The organism is Microbacterium sp. LBN7, assembly GCF_045690345.1.
Classification (GTDB): domain Bacteria; phylum Actinomycetota; class Actinomycetes; order Actinomycetales; family Microbacteriaceae; genus Microbacterium.
Map to the genome: position 1 here is coordinate 854,781 of NZ_CP147856.1, position 25,099 is coordinate 879,879.

At 67.4% G+C, this 25,099-nt stretch carries 21 protein-coding genes; 5 read left to right on the plus strand and 16 right to left on the minus strand.

Features of this window, described 5'->3' with window-relative positions; genetic code table 11:
- The first annotated feature begins 15 nt into the window (after positions 1-15).
- Positions 16-519: a hypothetical protein gene (locus LBN7_RS04080; protein ID WP_165807992.1), complete on the plus strand. Its 504-nt coding sequence runs from the start codon at positions 16-18 to the stop codon at positions 517-519.
- 90 nt (positions 520-609) lie between these two features.
- Complete coding sequence (locus LBN7_RS04085; RefSeq protein WP_407361020.1) at positions 610-1,602, plus strand: MauE/DoxX family redox-associated membrane protein; 993 nt, start codon at positions 610-612, stop codon at positions 1,600-1,602.
- Between the two features lie 12 nt (positions 1,603-1,614).
- On the opposite strand, the gene LBN7_RS04090 is transcribed toward LBN7_RS04085, so the two are convergent.
- Entirely contained in the window at positions 1,615-2,685 is a 1,071-nt protein-coding gene (locus tag LBN7_RS04090; protein WP_407361021.1) for an acyltransferase family protein, read from the minus strand.
- Between the two features lie 49 nt (positions 2,686-2,734).
- On the opposite strand from LBN7_RS04090, the gene lepB reads away from it, so the two are divergent.
- Positions 2,735-3,415 carry a signal peptidase I gene (gene lepB / locus LBN7_RS04095; RefSeq protein ID WP_407361022.1) on the plus strand — a complete coding sequence of 227 codons (681 nt, stop codon included), beginning with the start codon at positions 2,735-2,737 and terminating at the stop codon, positions 3,413-3,415.
- Between the two features lie 10 nt (positions 3,416-3,425).
- Here lepB and LBN7_RS04100 read toward each other — a convergent pair whose 3' ends face one another.
- The 15 genes from LBN7_RS04100 to LBN7_RS04170 form a co-directional block, all read right to left on the minus strand.
- The gene (locus tag LBN7_RS04100; RefSeq protein ID WP_407361023.1) at positions 3,426-5,180 is read right to left on the minus strand and encodes a DUF4012 domain-containing protein; all 1,755 of its coding nucleotides are present in this window, start codon (positions 5,178-5,180) and stop codon (positions 3,426-3,428) included.
- Between the two features lie 224 nt (positions 5,181-5,404).
- Entirely contained in the window at positions 5,405-6,532 is a 1,128-nt protein-coding gene (locus LBN7_RS04105; protein WP_407361024.1) for a hypothetical protein, read from the minus strand.
- Positions 6,533-6,569: 37 nt separating this feature from the next.
- Positions 6,570-8,039: an O-antigen ligase family protein gene (locus LBN7_RS04110; protein ID WP_407361025.1), complete on the minus strand. Its 1,470-nt coding sequence runs from the start codon at positions 8,037-8,039 to the stop codon at positions 6,570-6,572.
- A gap of 172 nt (positions 8,040-8,211) precedes the next feature.
- On the minus strand, positions 8,212-9,444 hold the full coding sequence (locus LBN7_RS04115) for an oligosaccharide flippase family protein (protein WP_341946151.1): 1,233 nt from the start codon (positions 9,442-9,444) through the stop codon (positions 8,212-8,214).
- Positions 9,445-9,457: 13 nt separating this feature from the next.
- Positions 9,458-10,774 carry a glycosyltransferase gene (locus LBN7_RS04120; protein ID WP_407361026.1) on the minus strand — a complete coding sequence of 439 codons (1,317 nt, stop codon included), beginning with the start codon at positions 10,772-10,774 and terminating at the stop codon, positions 9,458-9,460.
- 36 nt (positions 10,775-10,810) lie between these two features.
- Entirely contained in the window at positions 10,811-12,049 is a 1,239-nt protein-coding gene (locus tag LBN7_RS04125) for a glycosyltransferase (protein WP_407361027.1), read from the minus strand.
- Positions 12,042-13,169 (minus strand): non-hydrolyzing UDP-N-acetylglucosamine 2-epimerase, encoded by a 1,128-nt coding sequence (gene wecB, locus LBN7_RS04130; RefSeq protein ID WP_407361028.1) that lies wholly within the window; start codon positions 13,167-13,169, stop codon positions 12,042-12,044. The genes LBN7_RS04125 and wecB overlap by 8 nt, the downstream gene beginning before the upstream one ends.
- A 2-nt stretch (positions 13,170-13,171) precedes the next feature.
- Positions 13,172-14,266 (minus strand): NAD-dependent epimerase/dehydratase family protein, encoded by a 1,095-nt coding sequence (locus LBN7_RS04135; RefSeq protein ID WP_407361029.1) that lies wholly within the window; start codon positions 14,264-14,266, stop codon positions 13,172-13,174.
- Entirely contained in the window at positions 14,263-15,312 is a 1,050-nt protein-coding gene (locus LBN7_RS04140) for a polysaccharide biosynthesis protein (RefSeq protein WP_116634537.1), read from the minus strand. The genes LBN7_RS04135 and LBN7_RS04140 overlap by 4 nt, the downstream gene beginning before the upstream one ends.
- Complete coding sequence (locus LBN7_RS04145; RefSeq protein WP_407361030.1) at positions 15,309-16,532, minus strand: glycosyltransferase family 4 protein; 1,224 nt, start codon at positions 16,530-16,532, stop codon at positions 15,309-15,311. Before LBN7_RS04145 ends, LBN7_RS04140 begins: the two co-directional genes overlap by 4 nt.
- Positions 16,529-17,194, minus strand: a complete 666-nt coding sequence (locus LBN7_RS04150; RefSeq protein WP_407361031.1) for a NeuD/PglB/VioB family sugar acetyltransferase — start codon at positions 17,192-17,194, stop codon at positions 16,529-16,531. The genes LBN7_RS04145 and LBN7_RS04150 overlap by 4 nt, the downstream gene beginning before the upstream one ends.
- Entirely contained in the window at positions 17,187-17,807 is a 621-nt protein-coding gene (locus tag LBN7_RS04155; RefSeq protein ID WP_341946163.1) for a sugar transferase, read from the minus strand. Before LBN7_RS04155 ends, LBN7_RS04150 begins: the two co-directional genes overlap by 8 nt.
- Positions 17,804-18,934, minus strand: a complete 1,131-nt coding sequence (locus tag LBN7_RS04160; protein ID WP_407361032.1) for a DegT/DnrJ/EryC1/StrS family aminotransferase — start codon at positions 18,932-18,934, stop codon at positions 17,804-17,806. Before LBN7_RS04160 ends, LBN7_RS04155 begins: the two co-directional genes overlap by 4 nt.
- Positions 18,931-20,739 carry a nucleoside-diphosphate sugar epimerase/dehydratase gene (locus LBN7_RS04165; RefSeq protein ID WP_341946168.1) on the minus strand — a complete coding sequence of 603 codons (1,809 nt, stop codon included), beginning with the start codon at positions 20,737-20,739 and terminating at the stop codon, positions 18,931-18,933. The genes LBN7_RS04160 and LBN7_RS04165 overlap by 4 nt, the downstream gene beginning before the upstream one ends.
- A gap of 138 nt (positions 20,740-20,877) precedes the next feature.
- The gene (locus LBN7_RS04170) at positions 20,878-22,041 is read right to left on the minus strand and encodes a hypothetical protein (protein ID WP_407361033.1); all 1,164 of its coding nucleotides are present in this window, start codon (positions 22,039-22,041) and stop codon (positions 20,878-20,880) included.
- A 71-nt stretch (positions 22,042-22,112) separates the two neighbouring features.
- On the opposite strand from LBN7_RS04170, the gene LBN7_RS04175 reads away from it, so the two are divergent.
- Both LBN7_RS04175 and LBN7_RS04180 read left to right on the plus strand, forming a co-directional pair.
- Entirely contained in the window at positions 22,113-23,477 is a 1,365-nt protein-coding gene (locus tag LBN7_RS04175) for a polysaccharide biosynthesis tyrosine autokinase (protein ID WP_407361034.1), read from the plus strand.
- A gap of 111 nt (positions 23,478-23,588) precedes the next feature.
- A complete protein-coding gene (locus LBN7_RS04180; protein ID WP_407361035.1) occupies positions 23,589-25,004 on the plus strand; it encodes a polysaccharide biosynthesis tyrosine autokinase in 1,416 nt (471 codons plus the stop codon).
- Positions 25,005-25,099 lie beyond the last annotated feature (95 nt).

Here is a 25,099-nt window from a genome sequence, read left to right on the forward strand (position 1 = left end):
AGGGAGGGCACTCACGTGACCGAAGAAATCCAGAAGAACAGCGGCTTCTCGCGCCGCACCGTCGTCAAGGGCGCCGCATGGTCGGTGCCGGTGATCGCGGCTGCCGTCGCAACGCCGCTCGCCGCGGCATCCGGCGGAGACATCGGAGCCTTCGCGCTCGACGGCTCCTGTGGAGTCCTCGGCGTCCTGGGCCCTGGGTTCACGCTCGAAGCCAGTGCCACCGAGCCGATCCCGGCGGGTACCACGGTCACCATCACCGGCGGCGGCATCGCCAACATCGGTGTCTTCAGCGTCACGGGCGGCACGGCTGCCGTCAACGTCCTGTCGCCCACGAGCACCCAGATCGTCCTGAGCGCTCCGGTCCCGGCCGGCGGCACCATCGCCTTCCGCACCACGCTTTCGATCTCGGTCGCGTTCACGCTGAACGCGACGACCACGCTCCCCGCCGGTTACACCGGCACCGGTGGCAAGCCTGCCGGTTCGGTGAGCTCGACCCTCATCCTCTGCTCGGCCACCTGATCGGGCACCAGAGGATCTGAGAAGTCAGACCACCAGAGCGGCCGGATCCTTCGGGGTCCGGCCGCTCTGCTGATCCGCCAAGATGAAGTCATGCACGCATTCGTCGTCCCCCTGACGGTGTTCCTCGCCGTGGTGTTCGCCGTGAGCGCCCTCGGCAAGCTCCGGTCCGCCGACCGCGGGAGCGCGTCGTTCGCCGCCCTGCAGATCCCGGTACGCCACCCGGATGCCGCTGCAATCGCCCTGATCGCTGCGGAAGCCGTGGTCGCCGTCGGACTCGTCTCCACCGGGGGATGGCTCTTCGTCGGCTTCGCCGGGGCCGCGCTCGTTCTCACGGCCGGTCTCCTCATCGTCGTCGTCCGGGCGCACCGGAAGGGCGCCACCGATGACTGCGGATGCTTCGGCGAGTGGATCCCGTCCGCGATCGGTCCGCGACTGATCCTGCGCAACGTGATGCTGACCATCGCGGCCTCCGCCGTGCTGGCGTCGTCGATCCTCGTTCAGGCGCTCCTCGGCGGGCCCGTCGGGGTGCCGCTCGCCCTCTCGTCGCCGTCGTCGGTCGCGCCGACGGTCGGAGCGCTCGCGGCCGCGGCGCTGATCGCGGTGGCCACCTGGGCGACCGTCCGCGCCTCCGCCGCGACCCCGGCCGCCTCATCGCCCGCTGACCGCGGAGCGGGTGCGGTCGTCGTGCCGGAGACGGGCGAGATCGTCGATCTGCTCGCCGCGGGCTCCCGCGCCCGCCTGCTGGTGTTCGTCTCGCCAGGCTGCCACGCCTGCGAGACCGCTCTGACGGCCCTCAGAGCGGCCGAAGTCGACCTGAACGGGCTCGTCGACCTCTACGTCGTGCAGAGGGCCGCGTCGGGGACTGCGGACACCGCCTCCGCCCATTCCCTCCCCCGGGCAGCGCGCTTCGCGCTCGACGTCGGCGGATCGCTGAGCGCGAGTCTGGGCACGGGCCGGGCGACCCCGGTGGCCGCCCTGATCGGCACCGACGGGCTGCAGGCCGGTCCCCTCGCGGTCGGCAGCGACGAGACGGCGCTGCTCATCGACAGCATCCGCGCCCTCGCGACCGCCCCGCCGGCGTGAGCCGCCGCGGGTCTACGCCGTGCGGCGGATCGCCTTCGGTCGACCCGTGAGCCAGCCCATGACCCATTCGACGGGCCCGGTGCCGACGAAGCGCCACCACAGCCATCCGATGAGGATCATGCCGGGCACGATGACGAGCCAGCCCGGATAGAAGTTCTCGGCAGGACGACCGTAGACGTTGTTCCAGAGCGCGATGAGCCCGACGTGCAGCAGGTAGAGCGAGAGCGCGACCTGGCCGCAGGCGCGGAGCGGGACGAAGATCGCGCCCCAGACGCGCTGCGCGCGCTCCCGACGGACGGTCGCCGCGAGGACCACGCAGACGTAGACGGCGAAGACGAGACCGAAGTCCTTGAGGGTGTCGAGGTAGTCGCCCGACTGCACCGTGCCGAGACGCTGGCCGACGCCCCAGGCCAGGTACGCCAGCGGCGCCGCAGCGGCGAGCACCCAGAGCAGGCGATCCCGCTTGAGGCCGTGACGGATGAGCAGCGCGCCGATGAGGAACATCGGCAGCAGGTTGACGACCCGATACTGGGGGCCGAGGAACAGCCAGGTCATGACCTCTCGCACCGGGTCGCCGCTCGTGTAGGCCCACACCCAGGTGCGGGCGAGGGCGAGCAGGGGCTGACTCACGACGAGGATCACCACGGTCACCGCGATCACGACGGGCGTACGGGCGAGCAGGATCGGCGCCCCGATGATGATGAGCAGGCCGAGGTAGGCGAGCACCACGGCCACCCACGAGCCCCAGGAGGCCATCCAGACGCCCAGGACGACGAGGAAGAGGCCCCGGAGCGTCTGCTGGAGCAGCGTCGTCCCCACGCGTCCTCCGCGCCGCCACACCAGCTCCGCCGACATCCCCATCACGAGCGCGAACAGGGGCGACGCGACGTCGCTGAAGTTCGCCGTGATGAAATACACGGCCCACGGAGCGTTCGGCACGAAGGATGCCGCGTGGGCGATGAGCATCGCGATGATCGCGAAGCCGCGCAGGACATCAGGAATGAGAAGGCGACTCGGTGCAGACCGGAGCCGCGCGCGGGCCTCCGGCGCGTGCGTCGCCGCACTCGCAGAATATTGGTCCATTCCCTGACAGTATTGGCTGGACCCCCACGCGCGCGACCTGGAGACCGAGATGACGACCGCAGAATCCCCTGCTCCTCGTCGCCGCAGAATCGGCGGAGTGTGGCTCAACGTCGCCCTCGCGCTGGCGCTCACGGCCATCATCGTCGCGTTCCTCGGGCAGCCCTCGTCCGGCTCGATGTCTCCGACGCTCGAGCCCGGCGATCGGATCGTCGTGAACAGGCTCGCGTTCCTCGGCTCCGACCCCGCTCCCGGCGACATCGTCGTCTTCCGGCCCGACGACAGCTGGGGCGAGAAGCCCACAGCCGGCAACTGGGCGACCGGCGCGCTGCAGTGGATCGGCGAGACCACCGGCATCCGCCCGTATGTGCTCGTGAAGAGGGTCATCGCGGGCGAGGGGCAGACGGTCGAGTGCTGCGATGCCGAGGGGCGGGTCCTCATCGACGGCGAGCCGCTCGACGAGCCCTACGTCGTGAAGGACCTGCCATTCGTCAGCGGCGAGCTCGACTGCGACACCACACCCCTGTCGACGCGGTGCTTCGCCGAGGTGACGGTGCCTGAGAATTCGTACCTGGTGCTGGGCGACAACAGGGCGAACTCCGCGGATTCCGTGTTCCTGTGCCGCGGTGTCGCCGACCCGGACGACGGATGCTGGCGCTGGATGCAGCGGGACTCGGTGTTCGGCAAGGCCGGGCCGATCCTCTGGCCCGTGTCGCGCTGGGGCGGACCGTAGGCGCTGCAGATCAGCCGCAGCCGGGCGTCTCCAGGGTCACCGGCGTCGCACGCACCATCGGTGTCGTCCAGACGTCGTAGGCGCCGTAGTCCGCTCCCGTCGTGCCCTCGGCGCCCTTCATCGAGACCGTGATCGTCGCGGCCGTCTGCGGGGGTGTCACGACGTTGATGCGCACGACGGAGCGCCCGAGGTGCGTGCCCTCCGCGATCAACGCGAAGCTCTCCGCTCCCTCGACATTCCACGAATCGATCGTCGCGCCGACGGGAGCGTAGACGACGACATCCGTCGCGATGTGCCCGGGCTCGTAGTACGGGCCCGTGATGAAGTACGGGAGCGCATCGGCCTGCTCGGGCGTGATGTTGTTCGCGAACGTGATGGTCTGCTGGAAGGTGGGCGCTCCGGTTGCCGTGCACTGGTCGGTGCTCGAGACCACGCTCGCATCCGCGTAGTAGTCGGTCTTCGCGCCCGTCGTGTCGTTGAAGTACACGCCGGCGATCGTCTTGTCGTCGTTGGTCGCGGGAAGCGTGCCTGCGAGGCGGGTGTCCGACATCATCGCCTCGATGTCGGGGTTCGACGACCAGATCTTCATCCGGCTCTCATCGCTCGCCTGACGCAGAGCGTCGAAAAGCGCGAGGGGGTTCTCGACGCCTGCTGTCAGCGTGGCGAAGATCTGCGCGGCGGCGGAGGCGAAGAAGAGATCCTGGGCGGACGCGTCGACATTGTTCCCGTTGATGACCTCACCGTAGTTGAAGTACACCTCGTTGAGCAGGAGCGCGACAGCATTCTCACTCGTGAGCGTCTCACCGGTGGCGAGTTGAATCGGGCCCGTCGCGTTGAGAATGTAAGAGAGGGCCACGGGATCAGTGGAGATCACGTCGTCAAAGGGCGGAAGCCCTTCGTCTGCCCACCATGCGCGCATGATGTCGACAGTTGTGGGAAAGTCGGGCGTTGCGGTCATGTTGGGAATCCATCGCCCGATGATGTCCGAGTACAGGTTCTCCGTCTCCGCGTCGAGCGGCGAGATGCTCTCGGGACGAGCGTTCGCGAACTGCACACTCGTCGCCTGCGTCGTCAGCTCGATGCGGCCCTCGGTGGCCGTGACGAGCGCGAGAGCGGCGGGGTTGCCACCCGACGCCCGCAGCTCCGAGTTGCCCTGGAACATCAGGAGATAAGTGCGAGGTGTGCCTTCGCCCAGTGCCGCCGGAAGGACCTTGAGTATCGGCGACAGCGTGCCGAGCGTGTCGTCCACACCGGAGACGGCATCGTCCAAGGTGGTCAGCGCCTCGGTCACCTGAGGCAGCAGGAAGGTGCGGTCAGCGTTCTCGATCCGCGTGCTCACGCCGGCGAAGGTCGCGGCTCCGGTCGAGACGACCTTCTCGAGATCATGCACGGCGGCCAGATCAATGGCGCCGTTCACCGGCTTGAAGGCGGTGAGATCGAGTTTGGGCAGTGAATTCACAGCGAAGTCGGCGACATCGTCGATGCTCTCGGCCGCCGCGCGCACAGCGGCGAGGTTCTGGCCGACGACCGGAACCCATTCCGCGACGCGCCAGTCCCAGCCTTCCGTCTCGGCGACGGCCCGTGCGGAAAGCTGCTTGAGCGAAGCCGCGTCCGCCGCTGCGCCCTCCGTGTCTCCAGCCACGACCTTCGCGGGCATGCCGCTGGCGATGGGCACGGCCGGAGTGAGTGAATCACGAACCGACAGAGCCTTCGACGCCGCGACTGCGGTCAGTGCTGCGACCGCGACGAGAAGAAGGAAGACCACTCCGACGATGATCCAGACGACTCGCCGACGACGGGGTCGCTTCGACTTACGCCGACCTCGGTCGGCGTTTGCGCTCGCGCTCGCGCTGGCGTTCACGTTGGCGTTTGCACTGGCGCGCAAGCTGGCTCGGGTCTGGTGCGAGGAGGACATCGGTCCTATTCAATCGCAACTTCTTGACACTCCGCTCGATGAGCTGCCGAGTCGGGAGCAGCCCTGAGGACGACTCAGCGTCGAGAGATCAGTTTCCGAACGCTCACTCCGACGCGTCGCACTCGTGCCCTCAGGACTGCCAGCCTCGTCGCCGACCGGTCCCCCATGGCAATTCGCATGGTGTCCGAGTGCGGCCAGACGAGCCGATACAGCACGGCTGGTCTCTGCCGGATCGGCAGCAGGCGCAGGGCCTTGAAATGTCGACGGGAGGAGGCGGTCTCTAGACGCATGCCCCAATCCCTCGGCGCTGCCGCCGTTTTGAACGGCGCCGCCTCCTGGCCGAAGACCCTTTCGAGGGGGTTACTCAAGACGAACCCTGCGTCGAGACGGCTGACGACCGGAAGCACGGAACGCCCGCCACGTCGAAGCACGAATTCGGACTTCTCGATCGCGGAGGCGCCCGCGGGTACGCCGTCGTAAGGACGCATGTCATGAAGCGCGGCGATCACCGCGTGCTCGGGAACCCTCGGCGTTCTGGCCATCGCTCCGGCGAACAGTCTCATCTCGGAACCTGCGTACAGCGCTTCGAACGCCTCAGTGGGCGGCAGCCCGATCCCGGGAAAGGACGTGTGTACATCCACCGCGCAGCCCCACTCGCCGGCGACGAGGGTAAGCGAATGAGTGACGGTCGTTCCGGTGAAGGGAAGGAACAGCGGCGTCCACCCCCAGGCCTCCATCGCCCCCGCGAGCTTGCGATCATCGCCGGGACGAACCCAGCAGTCCACGTCTCCGGAGTGCTCCCGGACACGCAGACCCTGCGCGTGGAGAGTCGGCCCCTTGATGAACAGAATGTCTATGCCTTCCGACGCAGCTACGTTCGAGATCAGCGCGTAGACGAGTTCATGGAACAGGGAGACGAGCCATGGCCTATTCAGTTCTCGCACGCGCGACGGGTGCCCCTCATCACCGGAGGCGAGGCCCATCTCCGCGAGACCTCGAGCGACCTCCTGCTCATGCGCGCTGAGCGAGGCGACCGTGACCGGCCCTGCCGCCATCCGACGCCATAGTTCGGCCCCTTCTCCCAGGAGAAAGACGGGTCCGCCTGGGGTAGCGGGAACAACGACGATGTCGAACCCGTCGGCTGCGTACTCGCTCTCGACTAGGTCGAGAGCCCCGAACCCGATAGCAATCCAGACCGACACGCATTCATACTCGCACATGGTGTCAGCATCAAGTCGCCTAGCGCACGAAGGATCGCGGAGACGGACGCTGTGGTCGGGTCGAGGCGACAGACTGCTCGTCATCTTGAGGCTCTTCCTCGCTTCGGGCGATGAGGAGCAGCATGGCGAAGTAGATCCAGGTGGTCGACGGCTCGATCGCAGAGCTGTGCATGGTCAAGATGAACGGCAGGCAGACGATACCGACCGCGACGACCATCCACCCTCCACTCGAGAACCGATTCGGTCGGCGGCGAGCGCGTGACGCCATCTGCAACATCCTGAACAACCAGATGATGAAGACGACGAACACGATTGCGCCGTACTGAGAGAGCACCTCGATGAATCCATTGTGCGGATTGACGATACCCAGCGTCTGGCCACGCGCCCCGCTGAGGTCGACGTAGTCTTCGAACGAGCCGGCTCCGCCGCCGAGCGCGAGATTGCTCCCTGCCAGCGTCAGCCCGGCGAGAACCAGTTGCCAGCGAACGAAGGTCGAGATGTCGATGGGAATGCTCAGTCCGATGAACTCGATCGCGTAGCCCGAGGTTCCCGCGTACTGTGCGTAGCCCTCGAAGGGATTTTGTGCGATGCCCTCCAGGACCAGGATCAACGCGACGAGCGTCAATAGGAGGAACATGATCATCAGTCCCGGCCGAGCGCGAAGCGCAAGGAAAATCGAGACCAGCACGAAAACCGCGAGGATGAGCACTCCTGTGCGACTGTTCGTCGCAGCCATAAAGACCGGAACGGTTATGATCGCCAGGGCCGCGGCCAATCGGGTTCCCCGCCCTCGTGAGCGGCTCCAGAGGACGACGAGCGCAATGTAGGAGAAGAGCAGGAACGTCGCGTAGTTGTTGGGGTTGTAGAACGAGACCGTGATGCCCCACCCATCCAACGCCCTCTCGTCAGCGTATGAGGAACTCAACGAGAATCCGGTCACGATCTCGATGACGGCATAGACGGAGATGACGCCGTACGCAAGCAACCAGCCTCGGAGCAACGCCATCAGCAGCGCAACGGGTGCTCGCGCAATGGCGATCGCGATGAGGATCGCGAGGCCTGTCAGCAGAGACAACAACTCCGAGAAGGTATTCGACGACGGTCCTGCCACCAATAGACCAACGGCAGTGACGAACAGCCAGGTGACGGCGAGAATCAGCGTGATTGTCCGAGTCGCCGAACGAGTCTGCCCCTTCTTCGAGAGAAGCGCGACGATGAGGAGCAGCACAGCGGCCAGCCGGAACGCGAACAGCGAGCCGATCCCGGGGATGAGCGGACCGAACGCTGCGAGCGCAGGAAGGAGGTAGACGACCGCCGCCATCACTCGACCCACCGCCGGCTTCGTCGAAAAGCTCGCCGCATCTTCTGTCGTCGTAGATCCGGTTGCGACGGCAACCGGTCCGACCCCGTCGACAGGCACTCGACCTGTGCCCCAGACCATCGGCTGCTCCTCTTGAGTCATGGCGGCGATGGCCGACGTTCGCTCCATCCATCCGAGGGAACGAGTTCTGATTGCGCTCGTTCCGCAGGCGCCTGCCCGTCTCAGAACGCGATGAGTGATTCAACACTATGCGATGCTCTGGACGACCTCAACCTGCCGCCGACACCGACGAGCGTGGCTCGGTGACTCGCATTCGCTGCTCGCCTACTTCGCGTTCCGGCTAATGGTCGCGCTGTGTCAAGGCGGCGCGGCGTGCGATCCACCCGGCCAAGCCCAGGTTGAAGACGAGCAGAATGCTCTGGACGATGCTCATGAGGACGATCGCCAGATACATGTCGCTGCTGAAGAGCGCAAGGACTGCGATGGGCGCCGCAGCGTAGATGACTGAGAAAGGCAACCCGATGTGTTGCTTGTCGAGAACGACGAACAACGTCGAGATCGGAGACGCGGCGAGATTCAGGTACAACCAAGGGGTCAGCGCCTGCGCGTACAAGCCTGCATCGCCCCACTGCGGGCCGAGTGCCCAGGGAACAAGGTAGGGACTGAGAACGAAGATCAACGCGAACGGCAGAATACCGAAGAGCAGGGACTTTCCCACGCTGGAGCGCACGACCTGCGGCAGGTCCTGTCGCGGAGTGGTGGCGAGACGCGGAAAGTACACCTGACTGAGAGCCGACCCGATGAGTGCCGCCGGGACGTTCACCAGGCGCCAAGCCTGGGAGTACTGTCCGAGGGCGTCGAGAGAGTATTGCCCGATGACGAGATTGATCCCGTTCAATCGGAAGGAGTCGACAAGAGTCTGCGGCGTGGTCAGCGCGGGCATTCTCCAGTACTTCCGCAGAAGGTAAGACCACCGCCGCCGAGCGAATGCTCCCGCAAGATGATTACGCGAACCATCGGAGACCGCGAGAACCGTGACCGCAAGCAATTGGCCCAGGAGGAGTCCGACGACGAGTCCAAGGCCTCCGCCGAGGGCAGTGAAACTCATCGCTATCTGGGCGCACGCCACGAGCACTGCGAGCAATATGCGGTTTCGACTGAGCACTCCATACATCTGGGTGCGCGTGAACCAGAAGGTGAGCAGGCTCAGCCACCCGAGCACGAAGACTTCCACCCCGATGAGCAGAATCAGCCACCGCCACGTGTCAGACAGATCGGAGGGCCACAGAGCCACGAGGACGCAGACGGCCGTGACGAAGATCGAGCTCGCGGCAAGGAGGCGACCGGTGAGCTTCTTGACTGCTGCCGCCTCTCTCACTGAGCGAGGGAGAACGATCGCCAGCTCATATCGCAGTGTCGCAAGCACCGCTATCAGCAGGGTCACGGAGACGAAGATCGAATACTCACCGAACGCCTCGGGGCTGTAGAGACGGCTGAGGATCGGCATCGCCGCGAGAGTGGCGAGCTGCGCGACCAGAGACCCGGAGATCAGCGTGACCACGCTGCGGCCCATACCGCGTGATCCGTCAGCCGACATCGGCGCCGCGCCCCTCTCGGGTCTGCGCATCGGCGAGAAGCTCAGACACGAAGACGCGGTAGTTGGCTTCGCTCGACCACGCTCGTTTCCAGTTCTCGCGACTCGCATCGACATACCGACGGTAAGCGGCCGGGTCGGATTGAAGGAGACCTTCGACGCGATCGGCGATCTGACGAACCGTCGGATCAGCAGGCAGCAACCCGTCGAACATCCCCAGGCTTGTATCTATCGTCTCCCCGTTCCCGCCGACGTCGGTTGCCAGAATCGGAAGCCCCTGGGCAAGCGCCTCCATTATCGAGACAGGAACTCCCTCTGATTCCGAGACGTTGATGAACGCGGACGCGGGGTTACGGGCGTACCAGTTCCGCACGCCACCGTTGTCCAACTCGCCGACGAATTCGAACGTTCCGTCCGGCAATGCACCGGCCGCGTAACGCTTGAGGTCCGCGGCATAGGGTGAGTCCGTCGGCCCGATGTGCTTCCAGTGCACATCATGCCCCCGCGATTGGAGCTCGGCCACGGTGTCGATGACGAGTTCGAGGCGCTTCAAGGGCACGATGAAGGCGCACGAGACGAGTGTCGCCACGGACTGCTCAGCATTCCCGGCGTTCTCGGCAGGCGCGGTTCCGAGATGAGCGATCGACATCTTGTCTGCGTGATCCGGCCATCGACGGCGCATGTAGATACAGCCGGCGCGGGATACGGAGAAGATCCGCGTGACGCCCCGAAGAATGTCGTCCCGCATGGGCAGGTAGTTCGAGATCCGACGCTCCGCATAAACGTCGAACCCGTGAGCGCGAGCGACGATCTTCCCCCGAGCGAACCCCATGGCGCGCCTGACATCGATAGCGATGGCGGCCGGCAGATCAAGCCAGTAGGCGTAGAAGACGACGCGCGATCGATCGCGAAGGAACATACCAACTCGACGCCGCACCGTGTTCGCCCTGACATGCACCGCGATCCGGAATCTGAGATCTTGCAACTTGCCGCGAAGGTCAGTCGGCGCGCGCAGGGCATGAAGCAGGGCTCCGAGCGTTTGAGGCAGGTGCAGGACGATCTGCCGAGCAGCGGCCCGCGGCACGCTGGCTCTTACCGCACCGAGCACCGTGACGTTGGAGGGGACTGCTCTGGGTTGCCGCGCGAAAGCCGTGACCGAACTGGGAACGATGAGCACTCGGTCGAACTGGCGAGAAAGCTCTGCCACCTCTGCATGGAGGAAGGGCTCACCGTTTCCGTACGGGTAAGCCAGCGTGAACAGGACGACGACCGTCTCTGCGCTTTCGCCGCTATCTTCTGCTCTCACCACGTCGTCTCAAAACTCTCTTCGCGCAAACTCCGGTAATCAGCCGTCCGTGTGCGACGCCATCCTGACGAACATTTTGCTCAGCCCGGGCTGGACGGCCAGTTCCCACGTGAACTCTCGTTGTGCTTGTTCAGCGCGATCCTTCAGGCGGCTGCCGGTCTCCGTGCTCTCATCGGCGAGCCTCATCATCTGGTCCAGCATGAGATCCGGGTCGCCCCCGTGACCGCTGATCCCAACCGCGAACGACTCCGCGAACGCCCTCTGCGCACGCCGGTCAGTCACGACGTCGACGAGTCCCGCCATAGCGTACTCGTAGTTCTTGCTGGGGACCGCAGACTCATTCTGTCCGTCCGGCATGAGAAGCGAGAGTCCATATCCCATATCCGACAGCAACGCCGGCATCTCATGGGTCGGCCGCGTGGGCACGAGTCGAACGTTTACGGGACTCGAAGCCGCCGTGAGCAATTGCTCGAAATCGGCCTGATGGTCAGGTGAGGGGTAGCGAGCGATGACATGGAATGTGAATGGCAGGGACCGTTCCGCCGATCGGGTCGCCAATCGTACGAGCAATTCTGTGCCGTACTCACGGCTCAGAGTACCGATGTGCACCACATTCCAGCGCCGGGATTCGAAATCAGCGGCGGGAAGCCCACGGAACTGGGCGAGCAGCGGAAAGTTCGGAGAAACCGAGACCGGCACTCCCGCTGCACGAAAGCTCTCGGCCATCTTCTCGGTCACGACATTCGCGCCACCGAGCTTCTTCGCCATCGTCACTTGGTACCACTCGAGCGCCTTCGCGACAGCGCGTCGAAAGACCGACGGAATCGGCAGCTTCTCCGAATAGTAGGACGCGTAGTATTCGTGCACGTCGTAGAGTACGGCCTTCCCCGACTTGCGCTGCCAACGTCTCGCGGCGGCCAGGAAATAGTAGTCGTGGATGTGCCAGAGAACTGCGGGGAGCGGCCGTGCAGCCCGGGCGACTGCCTTGACCAACCCGATTCGTTCCCGCGCGTTGCGCGGCGAAGGAAGGATGGTCTCGCTGACCGCAGGATCATTGGACGCTTCGCCGTCCCCCAACCAGATGAAGTGCACTCTGAACCCCGCCTCGAGAGCCACCTGTGCGCACCGGACTATGCGGCGATCACCTCTGGGGTGCACCGTCGGAACGACGAGCAACGGCGAGGATTGCGACACGGCGGCGGGAACGACCAACTGCCATGCATCTGTGCCAACGGTTCGACCGGCGAGGCTGAGCTCGTCGCCTTCGCCCTCAGTCATGCAGACCCAGCCGTGCGCGGTGCGAGTGAGCGGTCGACAGGATGAAGGCCGTCGCCCGCCACGCGGTGTTGTCGATCTCGTATCCGGCGGGCAGCGATGCCAGATCAGCGGGGATGCTGAGCCGAGCCTTGACAGCACGCAGCACGCTCGCCGGCGTCAGCCCGGTCGTGATGATGGCGCCGGCGTCCAGGGCCTCGGGACGCTCGATGAAGTCGCGGACGGTCACGGCGGGGAAACCGAGCGTGCTCGACTCCTCGCTGATCGTGCCGCTGTCCGAGAGCACGAGCTTGGACTCCTGCTGCAGCTTGATGTAGTCGTGGAACCCGAACGGCGGGTGGAAGGTGATGCCGTCGACCGCCGCGGCGTCGTCGAGCGCTTCGATCCGCTTGCGCGTGCGCGGATGCGTCGACACGAGGATCGGGATGCCGTACTCGCTCCGCAGCGCCTGCAGCGAGGCGATCGCGGACCGGAGACGAGCAGGGTTGTCGACGTTCTCCTCGCGGTGCAGGCTCACGAGGAAGTACTCCCCCGGCGTGAGTCCTGCTCGTTCGACCGCGTCGCTTGCCTCGATCTGCGCCCGGTTCTGCTCCAGGACCTCGCGCATGGGCGAACCCGTGAGCAGGATCTTCGAGGGGTGCAGACCCTCGGCCAGGAGGTTCCGTCTGGCGTGCTCGGTGTAGACCAGGTTGTAGTCCGCGACGTGATCGACCAGGCGGCGGTTCGTCTCCTCCGGCACGTTCTCGTCGAACGAGCGGTTGCCCGCCTCCATGTGGAACACCGGGATCTTCATGCGCTTCGCGATCACCGCGGAGATGCAGCTGTTCGTGTCGCCGAGCACGAGGAAGGCATCCGGCTTCTCCTCGCGGAGAACCTCTTCGGTCTTGGTGAGGATGGATCCCAGCGCCGCGCCCAGCGATGAGGTGTCGGCGTTGAGGAAGTGATCCGGCCGGCGCAGCCCGAGGTCTTCGAAGAACACCTCGTTGAGCTCGTAGTCGTAGTTCTGCCCGGTGTGGACGAGAACCTGGTCGGTGTGCTCGTCGAGCATCTTGATCGTCGCGGACAGGCGGATGATCTCCGGCCTGGTGCCGACGACCGTCATCACTTTGATTTTGTCGGCCATGGTCACACTGCCTCGGCAATCGTGTCGGGGTTCGCGGGGTCGAAGATGTCGTTCGTCCAGAAGGACGTGTACAGCAGGTCCTCGCCGATGTTCGTGATGTTGTGCGCCCACATCGTCGGCATGTCGACGGCACCGGGCGCGTCGCCCGAGACCTCGAAGGACACGACCTCATCAGAGTACAGGCGGCGCAGCGAGATGCGGGCTCGGCCCTGGAGCACGGTGAAGCGCTCGATCTTGCGGCGGTGGAAGTGGTCCCCGCGGGTGACGCCGGGAACCGTCGTCGAGAACGACGACTGGCCGGGACCACCGTGCGAGCGGATGATCTCGAAGAACGACCCGCGGGCATCCGCGTGCCGGGTCAGATCGATCGGCGACTGCGCGGGGAACGTGTACGAACGGTACGTGTTGAAGAGGTCGCGGTCGAAGTCCTCGGCCACGCTCGGGATCTCGCCGCGGCCGTACAGCTCGGCGTACCCCTGCAGGCGGGCGAGCAGCCCCGACACGGTCTCGTCCTGCTGCAGCTCGCCGAGGGCGGTGAGGGGCACAGCTCCGCTGAGGATGTCGGCGGCGTTCTGCGCATGCAGCAGCGTGAGCTGCTTGTCGTTCTCGACCGTGGGGCTCTCCCCCGCCGCGATCAGGTGGCTGAACGTCGCCGTGACCGCGTTGTAGAACGGACGCCCGTGCTCGCCGAACAGGTTCGGGAGCCGCACGTCGACGAACTCCGCTCCGATCGTGGATGCCGCGTCGGCGAGGATCTCCGCAGCCTTGGCCTTGGCCTCTCCGTACACGGAGCCGTTGGTGGCCTGCGTGGAGTTCGCGTAGACGATCACAGGAGGCGGTGTCGCCGCGGCGAGCAGGGCCGACGCGAGCTGCTCGGCGAACGCGATGTTCCCCTCGCTCACTTCCTGATCCGAGGCGCGGTTGATGCCGGCGATGTGCACGACGCGGTCGCTGCCGTCGACCGCGGCCGTCGCCTTCGACGCCTCGAATGCGGCTCCGACGGGGATGGCCTCGCCGGGCGTCCCCGATTCCTTCATCGCCGCGCGCAGGTGCCAGCCGAGGAACCCCCCGGCACCGGTGACGGCGAGTCCGCTCACGAGTCCGACCCGCTCACGGGGATCCCCGCCAGGCGGAGCTCGTCGCGCACCTCGGGGAGCGTCAGCAGCAACTCCTCGACCTCGCCGACCGACATCTGCTGCACGGTGTGCGAGTCGTAGTCCTCGAAGCGGTTCTGTGCGACGTCGCCCTCTTCGAAGTAGACGCTGTAGTTGAGGTCGCGGTTGTCGGCGACGACGCGGAAGTAGTCGCCCATGTCGCGGGCACGAGAGAGCTCTTCCCGCGTCGCGAGCGCTTCGGACAGCTTCTCGGCGTGCCGGGTGCCGATCACCTCGAGCTTCGCATCCGAGCGGAAGAGGTTCAGCACCGCCTGCGCGAGGGTGCCGATCGAGGTCGCCCTCGCCTTGCGGACGAACAGGTCACCCTGCGAGGCGTTCTGGAACGCGAACTCGACGAGGTCGACCGAGTGCGCGAGCGACATCATGAAGCGCGTCATGTCGGGGTTCGTGACGGTGATGTTCTTCCCCGCCTTGAGCTGACGGATGAACAGCGGGATCACCGAGCCGCGCGAGTACATGACGTTGCCGTAGCGGACGCAGGAGACGGTCGTGGCGGTGTTGGGGTTGTTCAGGCCGTGCGACTGCGCGACCTTCTCCATCAGGGCCTTGGACATGCCCATCGCGTTCACCGGGTAGACGGCCTTGTCGGTGCTGAGCGCCACGACGGATCGCACACCGTTGCGGTCGGCCGCCCGCACGACGTTCTCGCTGCCGTGCACGTTCGTGCGCACGGCCTCCATCGGGAAGAACTCGCAGGAGGGCACCTGCTTGAGCGCCGCGGCGTGGAAGATGAAGTCCACGTCGCGCGTGGCGCGGTCGACGCTGTCGTAGTCGCGCACGTCGCCGACGTAGAACCGCAGACGAGAATCGGGGATCTCGTGGCGCATCAGATCCTGCTTGGCCTCGTCGCGGCTGAAGATGCGGATCTCGGAGACGTCGCGCTCGAGGAGCTTCTTCGCGACCGTGTGGCCGAACGATCCCGTTCCGCCGGTCACCAGCACCCGCGCTCCGCCGTATGACTCGCTCATCGTCGTCTACTCGTTCCCTTCGCGGCTGCCGAGAGCAGCTCTTCGATCCTTGCGATTCCCGACTCGCGGGAGAAATGGTCGTCGTACATCGTGCGTCCGCGCCGGGCCATCGCCGCGCGCTCATCGGAGGAGCGTGCGGCCGCCGAGCGGAATGCCGCTTCGAGCGAGTCGACGCTCTCGGCATCCGCCGTCAGTCCCACGTCCCCGTCTTCGACGAGGCGGCGCACATCGCCCTGGACCGTGGTCACGACGGGAACACCCGCCGACAGCACGGCCTGGAACTTCGAGGGGATGGTGCCGCGGAAGACCGGCATGTCCCTCAGCGAGACGAGCGCGTAGTCGGCGCGCGCGTAGACCTCCGGCATGCGCTCGCGCGGGACCGGGTCCTGGAAACGCACGTTGTCGGCGCCCAGGTCGCCGACGAGCGACTGCAGGTCGGCCTTCACCACGCCGTCGCCGACGAGCGTCAGCGTCACGCCGGCATCCGCCGCGGCGTGAGCCGCTCGGACGGCCGTGTCGAGGTCCTGCATGTCGCCCACGTTGCCCGCATAGACGATCTCGGCGCGCGGCTCCTCGGCCGCGGGGAGCACGGATGCGACGGGCTCGCCGGCATCCGCCCAGTTGTAGACGAGATGGGCGCGGTCGGCCGGCACACCTCGCGACACGAGCGTCGACACCATGGTCGGAGCGATGCCGATGACACCGGCGGCCCGCCGGTAGGCGCTGCGCAGCCACGGTCCGAGCGCTCCGGAGATGACCCGTTCCTTCGCGCCACCGGACATCATCGACGAGCCGACGATCGAGTCGGGCCACAGGTCCTGCACGTGCAGCACGTACGGGCGCCCGCCCGTGACCCGCCATAGCCAGGGGCCGAACCCGGCCGTCATCTGGGTGGCGTACACGTAGACGACGTCCGCTCCGCGGGAGAGGCGCCGGGCCGTCGCCGAGCTGAACGCGAACGAGAAGTAGTTGAGCATGCGCTTGAGCGCGCTCTGCGAATGGTCGGCGAACAGCGGGACCCGGCGGATCTCGACCCCGCCGTCCTGCTCCGTCGAGCGCCAGCGCTGTCGATAGCCCGGGAAGACCTTGCCGGTCGGATAGTTCGGGAAGCCCGTGAGCACCTTCACCTGATGCCCGCGCGCGGCGAGCCCCTGAGCGAGGTCCGCCGGCAGCGGCACAGCCTCGGGCGGGTAGTACTGCGAGACGATCAGCACCCTCATGACGCCGTCCCGTCTCCGAGCAGGCGAGCCGGCACGCCGACCACGACCGTCCCCGCCACGACATCCTTGGTGACGCAGGCCGCAGCCCCGACGGTCGCACCCGCCCCGACCGTCAGCCCCGCGAGCACGACAGAGCCGGCGCCGAGAAGCACTCCGCTCTCGACGACGACGTTGCCCGAGACGATCGCCCCGGGATTGACCGAGACGAAGGCGGCCAGCGTCGCGTCATGGCCGAGGATGCTGGCCGGATTGAGATGCACGTGGTCGCCGATGCCGACGTTCGTCGAGACCTGCACACCCGAGGTGATGACGACGCCGTCGCCGATGCGCGCCCGCGATCCGATCACCGCGCGCGGGTGGATGAGCGTCGTGGCGCGCAGCCCCGCGTTCGAGAGCCGCTGAGCGACGGCCTCGCGCACCGACGGCGAGCCGATGGCCACGACGAAGCGCTCGTCCCCCGCCGCGGTCGGGAGCCATTCCTCTTCCGTGCCGAGATAGACGATGCCGCGCTCCGCGAGACGGCCGAGGTCGACCGGGCGCGGCCCGGAGTCGACGACGCCGAGAAGCTGCAGGGGCTCGCCTGCGGCGATCAGAGCCTCGACGACATCGAGGGTCTCTCTGCCGAAGCCGCCGGCTCCGACGATGACGATCCGCTCAGCCATGCGCCTCACCGAACTTCGTCATGGTCACGTGCCCCTCAGCCGAGATGCCGTCGCGCTTCACGACCGAGCCGACGGTCCGGGCGACGATGCGGAGGTCGAGGCCGACGCTGCGGCGATCGACGTAGCGGACGTCCTGGGCGAACTTGCTCTCCCAGGAGATCGCGTTGCGGCCGGTCACCTGAGCGAGGCCGGTGATCCCCGGGCGCACCTCGTGCCGCCGGGCCTGCTCCGGCGAGTAGCGCTCCAGGTACTCGACCAGCAGCGGCCGCGGGCCGACGATGCTCATGTCGCCGCGCAGCACATTCCAGAGGCTGGGGAGCTCGTCGAGGCTCGTCGAGCGCAGCCGCATGCCGAACGGCGTGAGCCGGTCGGCATCCGTCACCCATCCGCGGGCCTCGTCGACCGAGCGCATGGAACGGAACTTGTACAGCGTGAAGATGCGGCCGTCCTTGCCGGGGCGCTCCTGCGCGAACACGACGGGGCGTCCGAGCTTCACCGCGACGAGCACGGCCGTGGCGACGATGATCGGCGAGAGCACGACGAGCGCCACCGCGGCGGCGACGATGTCGAGACCCCGCTTGACGACGTCGTAGGGACGGAATCGGGCGCTCATCGCGTCAGGAAGCCGCGGATCGCCGCCAGCACGCGCTCACGCTGCGGCGATGTCAGAGCGGAGCCGCTCGGCAGCGTGAGGCCGCGGGCGAACAGGGACTCAGAAGCACCGCTGGTATTCCGACGCGCTCCCGCGAACACGGGCTGCGCGTGCATGGGCTTCCAGAGCGGACGGCTCTCGATGTCATCCGCGGCGAGGGCGGCGGCGAGCTCGGAGGGCTCCCAGCCGGTCTTCGCCGGATCCACGACGATCGACGTGAGCCAGACGTTGTCGGCCTCGTCGCCCTCGGCCCCGAAGACCTCGACGCCGTCGACATCCGCGAACAGCTGCTTGTACAGCTCGCGCACCTCACGACGGCGCGCGATCATCGCATCGAGGCGGGCGAGCTGCGCGCGCCCGAGAGCCGCGAGCAGATTGCTCATCCGGTAGTTGTATCCGATGTCGGTGTGCTCGTAGTGCACGACCGGCTGACGGGCCTGCGTGGCCAGGTACCGCACGTGCTGTGCGAAGTCCGCGTCGTCCGTGAGCAGCATCCCGCCGCCGGACGTGGTCATGATCTTGTTGCCGTTGAAGGAGACGATGGATGCTCGGCCGAAGCTGCCTGCCGCGCGCCCCTGGTGCGTGGCGCCCAGCGACTCCGCGGCATCCGACAGGACGGGCACCCCGAACTCGTCCGCGATCGCGAGGATCGCGGTGTAGTCGACGGCCTTGCCGAGCAGGTCGACCGGAACGATCGCCGACACCCGCTCGCCCGCTTCACGGAGCTCGACGAGCGCCTCTCGGAGCAGCGCGGCATCCATGTTCCCCGTCAGGGCGTCGGCGTCGATGAAGTACGGCTCAGCACCCGTGTAGACGATCGCATTGGCCGTCGCCGCGAAGGTCATCGACGACGTCAGCACGACGTCGCCGGGCTTCACTCCCAAGGTCAGGAGACCGAGGTGGAGCGCCGCGGTGCCCGAGCTGAGGGCAACAGCGTGAGCGACGCCCACACGTGCGGCGAGCTCGCGCTCGAAGGCGTCGACATCGGGACCGAGCGGGGCGATCCAGCCGGAGCGCATCGCGGCGACGACGGCCTGTTCCTCGGCCTCTCCCACGTCGGGCGAGGACATGTAGATCCGTTCGCTCACGCCTCTGCGCCCTTCGGGAGGCGGATCGGCTCGATCACGACCGTGTCGTTGTTCCGCGGGCTCGCGAACATGCGTTCCATCCATCCGGTCTTGTCGAGTCGCTCGGGGGTGATCACGTCGGCGCGCGTGTGCGAGACCTTCGGGTGGAAGGGACGCTCGAGGTTCTCGCGGGACCCGACGAGCTCCTCGTGCAGCTTCTCGCCCGGACGCAGGCCCGTGAACACGATCTCGATGCTCTTGCCCGACATCGCGACCATGCGCTTCGCGACCTCGAGGATCGACACCGGCTCGCCCATGTCGAGGATGAGCACCTCGCCGGCGCGGCCGATCGCTCCCGCCTGGACCACGAGCTGGCAGGCCTCGGGGATGGTCATGAAGTACCGCGTCGCATCGGGGTGGGTCACGGTGATCGGGCGACCGTCGGCGATGAGGCGCTGGAACGTCGGCAGCATCGATCCGCGGCTGCCGATGACGTTGCCGAAGCGCACCGAGAGGTAGCGCATCCCGGTCTCCTCGCCGGCCCAGGCGGTCAGCTTCTCGGCGACGCGCTTGGAGTGCCCGAGCACGCTCGTCGGGTTGGCCGCCTTGTCCGTAGAGATGTTGACGAACGTCGAGACGCCCACGCGGCGCGCCGCGTTGAGCACGTTCAGCGATCCGATGACGTTGGTCTTCCACGCCTCGTCGGGGTACTGCTCGAGCATCGGGAGGTGCTTCAGCGCTGCCGCATGGAAGACCACCTCGGGCTTGCGCTCGTCGAAGATGCGGTCGAGGAGCTCGACATCGCGGATGTCGGCGAGGACCACGTCGTTGGTGTCGAGCAGTCCGTGCCCGGAGGTGCCCAGCTGCGCGTCCTGCAGCCCGGTCTCGTCGCGGTCCAGCATGATCAGCTCGCTCGGGCCGTACTTGGCGAGCTGTCGGCAGAGCTCGGACCCGATCGATCCCCCGGCACCGGTCACCAGCACGCGGCGGCCCGTGACGTAGCCGGCGATCAGCTCGACGTTGGTGTCGACCGGATGCCGGCCGATGAGGTCTTCGATGCTGATGTCGCGCACGTCGCTGATCGACTGCTCCCCCGACGCCAGGGTGTTGAGAGAGGGCGTGACGGCGACGCGGAGACCGGCGGCCTCGGCGCGGTCGCTGAGCTTGCGCAGCAGCGCGCTGTCGGCGCGGCCGATCGCGATGATCGCGAGCTCCGCTCCGGTGCGCTGGGCGGCCTCCGCGAAGTCACGCGTGGTGCCGATGACCGAGACGCCGCGCAGCCGCAGGTTGCGCTTGTCCGGGTCGTCGTCGATCAGTCCGACGGGGCGGATCGGCGACGTCGGATCGGTCGTCACGTTGGCGAGCAGCTTGTCGGCGATGAAGCCGGCGCCGACGATGAGCGCAGGCGAGGCATCCTCCCCGGGCTTGCGTGCGCGCTCGATGAGCAGGCGCGCGAAGTAGCGCACGCCGAACATCAGCAGGAGCACGAACGGGAAGGCCAGCAGGAGCGTGCCGCGCGGCACGCCGACGGCCGGACCGATCGGGATCACGATGAGCGAGAGCGCGACGGCCTCGATCACGACGATGACGCCGACGGCGCGCACCTCGTCGAAGGACCCGTAGGTGAAGCGTCCGCGGTACAGCGCGGTCGCGTAGCCGATGACGATCTGGATCGCGCCGGCGATCAAGGCGAGCACCGTGGTCGAGATCCAGCCGCGTGCGTCCATGATGAACTCGAAGCGCAGAGCGACGGCGAGCACGACGCCGAAGCTCCAGGCGAGTCCGTCGACGATCGCCGCCAGCATCCGGCGTCGCTTCTGTGTCACGGACACCTCCGCGACAACCGGTATATCGCCGGTCGAAGTATCGACGAACGGCTTTTTCGCATTCAAGACTGGAAGCCCCCTCAGACTTACTCACTCCCCTGGAGATATGTTCTCACAGGTATTGAGCAGGTCCGTGAACTATGGCGTCCCTTCGCCCTCGGGCGGCGTCTCGGGATCGACCGGGGTCTCCGGCGCGGGCGGGTCCGTCGGAGTGGTCGGATCCGCCGGTGGCGCGGTCTCCTCGGTCACGGGTCGCCGGGCGGTCTGGCGCGAGCTCTGCTCCTGCTCCTGCTCGGCATCCATGCGCGCCTGGTCGGCGACCACGGCGACGAACGCATCGTGGTACCCCTGGAGCGCCGTGGCACCCCCGGGACCCCAGAGCCCGGTCGCGCCGATGCGGGCCGCAGCCTCCGACAGTCGGGCCTTCAGCGCCTCGTCCGCCTCGGGATAGGCCGACTTCGCGGCCTCCGCCGCGCCGGCGAAGCTCGCCGCATAGGCCGCCACCGCGGCGTCCGCGGGAGGGCGGAGCGCGTCGAACTGCGTGCGGATCGACCGCATCTCGGTGGTCGCGCCGTCGAGTGCGACGAGCTTCTCCTGCGCGCGGTCGATCGCGCTTCCCACGTCTTCCAGCGACTCCTCGTCGATGTCGCCGCGGCGGTACTCCGCGGGCAGCTTCGGCACCGTGATCGCCGCGAGGCCCGCTGCATAGACGTCGACCGCCGCGACGGCAGACGCCAGCGCCGCGGGATCGGTCACCGCGATCACGCCGCCGCCGTCGGATGCCGGATCCGGCGCGGTACTCGTCGACACCAGCGCGCTGCGCAGGGATGCTGCGGCCGCCGTCTGCGTCTCGATGTCGGCGACGATGCGGTTCCTCGTCGACATCAGCGCCTGATGCGCGTTCTGGAGCGTCGCCTCATCCGCCTCGAGCGACACGAGCGAGCTCGCCGCCGGACTCGCGGTCGCCATCTGCACGCCGCCGACCGCCGCTGCCGCGACCACGGCGACGACGGCGAGCGCACCGACCGACGTGGCCAGCGGATCCCAGCGCCGACGGGAGCGCTTCGCGGGACGCCCGGCATCCGCAGACCCGGCCGCGATCGGCGCGGCGTTCTGCGCGGCGACCTCGACCCGGCGCATCAGTTCGTTCGTGTCCGCCAGCGGCCGCACGGGGCCGCGCGTGTCGCGGGGCTCGCCGATCATCTCCCGCAGGCGCCGGACCGTGTGATGGTCGTCCAGCGGCGCGCGCCCGGACGCACCGTCGCGCGGGCCGTTCGGGAAGAGTTCGCTCAGACCAGTCATGGTGCCTTCATAGGAATCGGTAGTCTCAGAAGACGATACCGTCGATCCGCGCCGTACCGACCGGGAGAGCCATGGAGTTCCACGACTACGTCCGAGTCCTGCGACGGCAGATCATCCTGATCATCGCCGGCGCGGTCATCGGGCTCTCGACCGGCGCGCTCGTCGCGATGCTCACCCCGCAGCGATTCGAGGCCTCGGCCGACGTCATGGTCACGGTGCAGGTCAGCGACACCGCGACCCCCGCCGAGCGGGCGCTCGCCACCAGCTATGCGATGCAGACGGTGGGCACCTACCGCGCGATCCTCACCAGCACGCTGGTGCTCGAGCCCGTGATCGAGGACCTGAACCTGTCGACCACGCCCGCCGGTCTCGCCGGTCGCATCCAGACGAGTGCCGCACTCAACAGCGCGATCATCACGATCAGCGTCGAGCACGGCAACCCCGGCCAGGCCGCGCGCATCGCGAACGCGGTGAGCGAGAGCTTCACGACGGTCGTCACCGAGACCCTCGAGAAGCGCGAGCAGCAGACCGCGTATTCCGTGCGTCTCGTGACCCTCCAGGCCGCACAGGTCCCGACCACGGCCGTCGCGCCCAACATGCAGCTGTCGCTCACCCTCGGTGGGATCATCGGTCTCGCCGCCGGCATCGGGATCGCGCTCCTGCGTGCGACGCTCGACCAGCGGGTGCGCACGGCATCCGATGTCGAGGCCGCCGTCGCGGTGCCCGTGCTCGGGCAGATCCCCCTGGATGCCGACACCGGCGACCACCCGCTCGCCGTCAGCTCGGCTCCCCACGGCCTCAGGGCCGAGGCGTTCCGCGCCCTGCGCACCAACGTGCGCTTCCTCTTCACCGAGGGTCAGGGCGTGTTCGTCATCACCAGCTCCGGCCCCGGTGAGGGCAAGTCGACGACAGCAGGCAACCTGGCCCTCGCCTTCGCGGATGCCGGGCACCGCGTCGCGCTCGTCGACGGCGATCTGCGCCTCCCGCGCGTCGCCGAGTACTTCGGCATCGAAGGCGGGATCGGTCTGAGCGACGTGCTGGCGGGTCGCGTCGAGCTGAACGACGTGATCCAGCCCTGGGGACGCAGCGCGCTGTTCCTCCTCCCCGCCGGGACCGTCCCGCCGAATCCGGCGGAGCTCCTGGGCTCCCGCGCGATGGCGCAGCTCGTCGAGGCGCTGACGGCCGCGTTCGACGTCGTGATCATCGATGCCCCGCCGCTGCTGCTCGTGACGGATGCCGCCGTCATCGCCCGCGTGGCCACCGGGGCCATCCTCGTCGCGGCATCCGGATCGACCCACGCCACGCGTCTCTCCGACGCCGCGAAGAGCATCGAAGCCGTCGACGCCCGCGTGCTCGGCACCGTCGTCACGAAGGTGCCGGTGCGCGGTGCCGAGAAGAATCCGTACGGCTCGGAGGCCGAGCGCGTCAGCACCTGACGCGCGACGCGCGGTGCCGGAGGGCGACGCGCGCCATGAAACAATGTCGAGAATCGTCATGCGGCTCGTCTCAGCAGACGGGGACCGCACACAACAGGGGGAATCTGCCGCGTGGAACTTCGCGACTATGTGCGTATCCTGCACCGCAACTGGATCCTGATCGTCATCCTGCTGATCCTCGGGCTGGCCGGCGGCGCGGGTTACGCCGCGCTCCAGCAGCCCAAGTACGTGGCGTCCACCCAGCTGTACGTCTCGGTCCACACCGAGGGCGCCGCCACCGGTGACCTCGTGCAGGGCACCACCTTCGCGCGTCAGATGGTCACCAGCTACGTCGACGTCGTCAGCACGGCGCTCGTGCTCGAACCCGTCATCGACGAACTCGGCCTCGACGACAGCGTCGCAGACCTCAGCGGCCGGGTGACGGCCACGACCCCGCTCAACACCGTGCTGATCGACATCACCGTCACCGACGGAGAGGCCGGGCAGGCGGCGGAGATCGCCAACACGGTCGCCTCGAGCTTCCAGGACGCGGTCCAGGAGACGCTCGAGCAGCCCGCCGTCGAAGGCGCCGTCAGCCCGGTGCAGATCACCGTGACCGAACCGGCCGTCACTCCGACGCAGCCGACCAGCCCGAATGTGCGGATGCTCATCATCCTCGGCGGCATCATCGGCCTGGCCGTGGGCATCGCGATCGCGACGCTGCGGACCGTGCTCGACAACCGCATCCACACTCTGCACGACATCGAGACCCTCACCGACCGCCCCGTGCTCGGCGGCATCGCCTTCGACCCGGAGGCGACCAAGCGTCCGCTGATCGTGCACGCCGACCCGCGCAGCCCCCGCGCCGAGTCGTTCCGCAGCCTTCGCACCAACCTGCAGTTCCTGAACGTCGACGCGGGACCGCGGATCTTCGTGATCTCCAGTGCCGGCCCCGGTGAGGGCAAGTCGACGACGACCGCCAACCTCGCGATCGCGCTGGCCGAGACCGGTGCGCGCGTCGCCCTCGTCGACGGCGACCTGCGCCTGCCGCGCGTCGCCGACTACATGGACATCGAAGGCAGCGTCGGGCTGACCGACGTGCTCATCGGGCGCATCGACGTGGCCGACGCCCTGCAGAAGTGGGGCACGAACGACCTGTACGTGCTGCCGAGCGGGCAGGTGCCGCCGAACCCGAGCGAGATGCTGGGCTCCGCCGCGATGGACCAGGTGCTGGCACCCCTCGGCGAGTACTTCGACTACGTGCTCATCGACGCGCCGCCGCTCCTGCTCGTGACCGACGCCGCGGTCGTCGGCGCCAAGACCCGCGGAGTCATCGTCGCCGCAGCATCCGGCAAGACGAAGAAGCAGGAGCTCGAGGGCGCGGTGCGCTCGCTCGAGACCGCCGGCGTCAACCTGCTGGGCGTGGTCGTCACGATGCTGCCGACAAAGGGCCCGGACAGCTACGGGTACGGTGCCTACACCTACGGCGCGACCCATCCCGAGGACGCGAGCCCGAAGAAGCGCAAGCGCGCCAAGACCTCCGCCTGACTTCTCCTCCCCTGCCGCGGCGCTTTCGACGCTCCCGTGGCAGTTGTGGTGGGTGTTCGGCCGGAGTACCCACCACAAGTGCCACGGGAGCATCG

Bases quoted from the DNA above. Each gene is read 5' to 3' on its own strand.
- LBN7_RS04090 (WP_407361021.1), bottom strand. From the start codon at position 2,685: ATGGACCAATATTCTGCGAGTGCGGCGACGCACGCGCCGGAGGCCCGC.
- lepB (WP_407361022.1), top strand. From the start codon at position 2,735: ATGACGACCGCAGAATCCCCTGCTCCTCGTCGCCGCAGAATCGGCGGA.
- LBN7_RS04125 (WP_407361027.1), bottom strand. From the start codon at position 12,049: ATGACTGAGGGCGAAGGCGACGAGCTCAGCCTCGCCGGTCGAACCGTT.
- LBN7_RS04155 (WP_341946163.1), bottom strand. From the start codon at position 17,807: ATGAGCGCCCGATTCCGTCCCTACGACGTCGTCAAGCGGGGTCTCGAC.
- LBN7_RS04150 (WP_407361031.1), bottom strand. From the start codon at position 17,194: ATGGCTGAGCGGATCGTCATCGTCGGAGCCGGCGGCTTCGGCAGAGAG.
- LBN7_RS04085 (WP_407361020.1), top strand. From the start codon at position 610: ATGCACGCATTCGTCGTCCCCCTGACGGTGTTCCTCGCCGTGGTGTTC.
- LBN7_RS04110 (WP_407361025.1), bottom strand. From the start codon at position 8,039: ATGGAGCGAACGTCGGCCATCGCCGCCATGACTCAAGAGGAGCAGCCG.
- LBN7_RS04170 (WP_407361033.1), bottom strand. From the start codon at position 22,041: ATGACTGGTCTGAGCGAACTCTTCCCGAACGGCCCGCGCGACGGTGCG.
- LBN7_RS04115 (WP_341946151.1), bottom strand. From the start codon at position 9,444: ATGGGCCGCAGCGTGGTCACGCTGATCTCCGGGTCTCTGGTCGCGCAG.
- wecB (WP_407361028.1), bottom strand. From the start codon at position 13,169: ATGGCCGACAAAATCAAAGTGATGACGGTCGTCGGCACCAGGCCGGAG.
- LBN7_RS04175 (WP_407361034.1), top strand. From the start codon at position 22,113: ATGGAGTTCCACGACTACGTCCGAGTCCTGCGACGGCAGATCATCCTG.
- LBN7_RS04140 (WP_116634537.1), bottom strand. From the start codon at position 15,312: ATGAGCGAGTCATACGGCGGAGCGCGGGTGCTGGTGACCGGCGGAACG.
- LBN7_RS04145 (WP_407361030.1), bottom strand. From the start codon at position 16,532: ATGAGGGTGCTGATCGTCTCGCAGTACTACCCGCCCGAGGCTGTGCCG.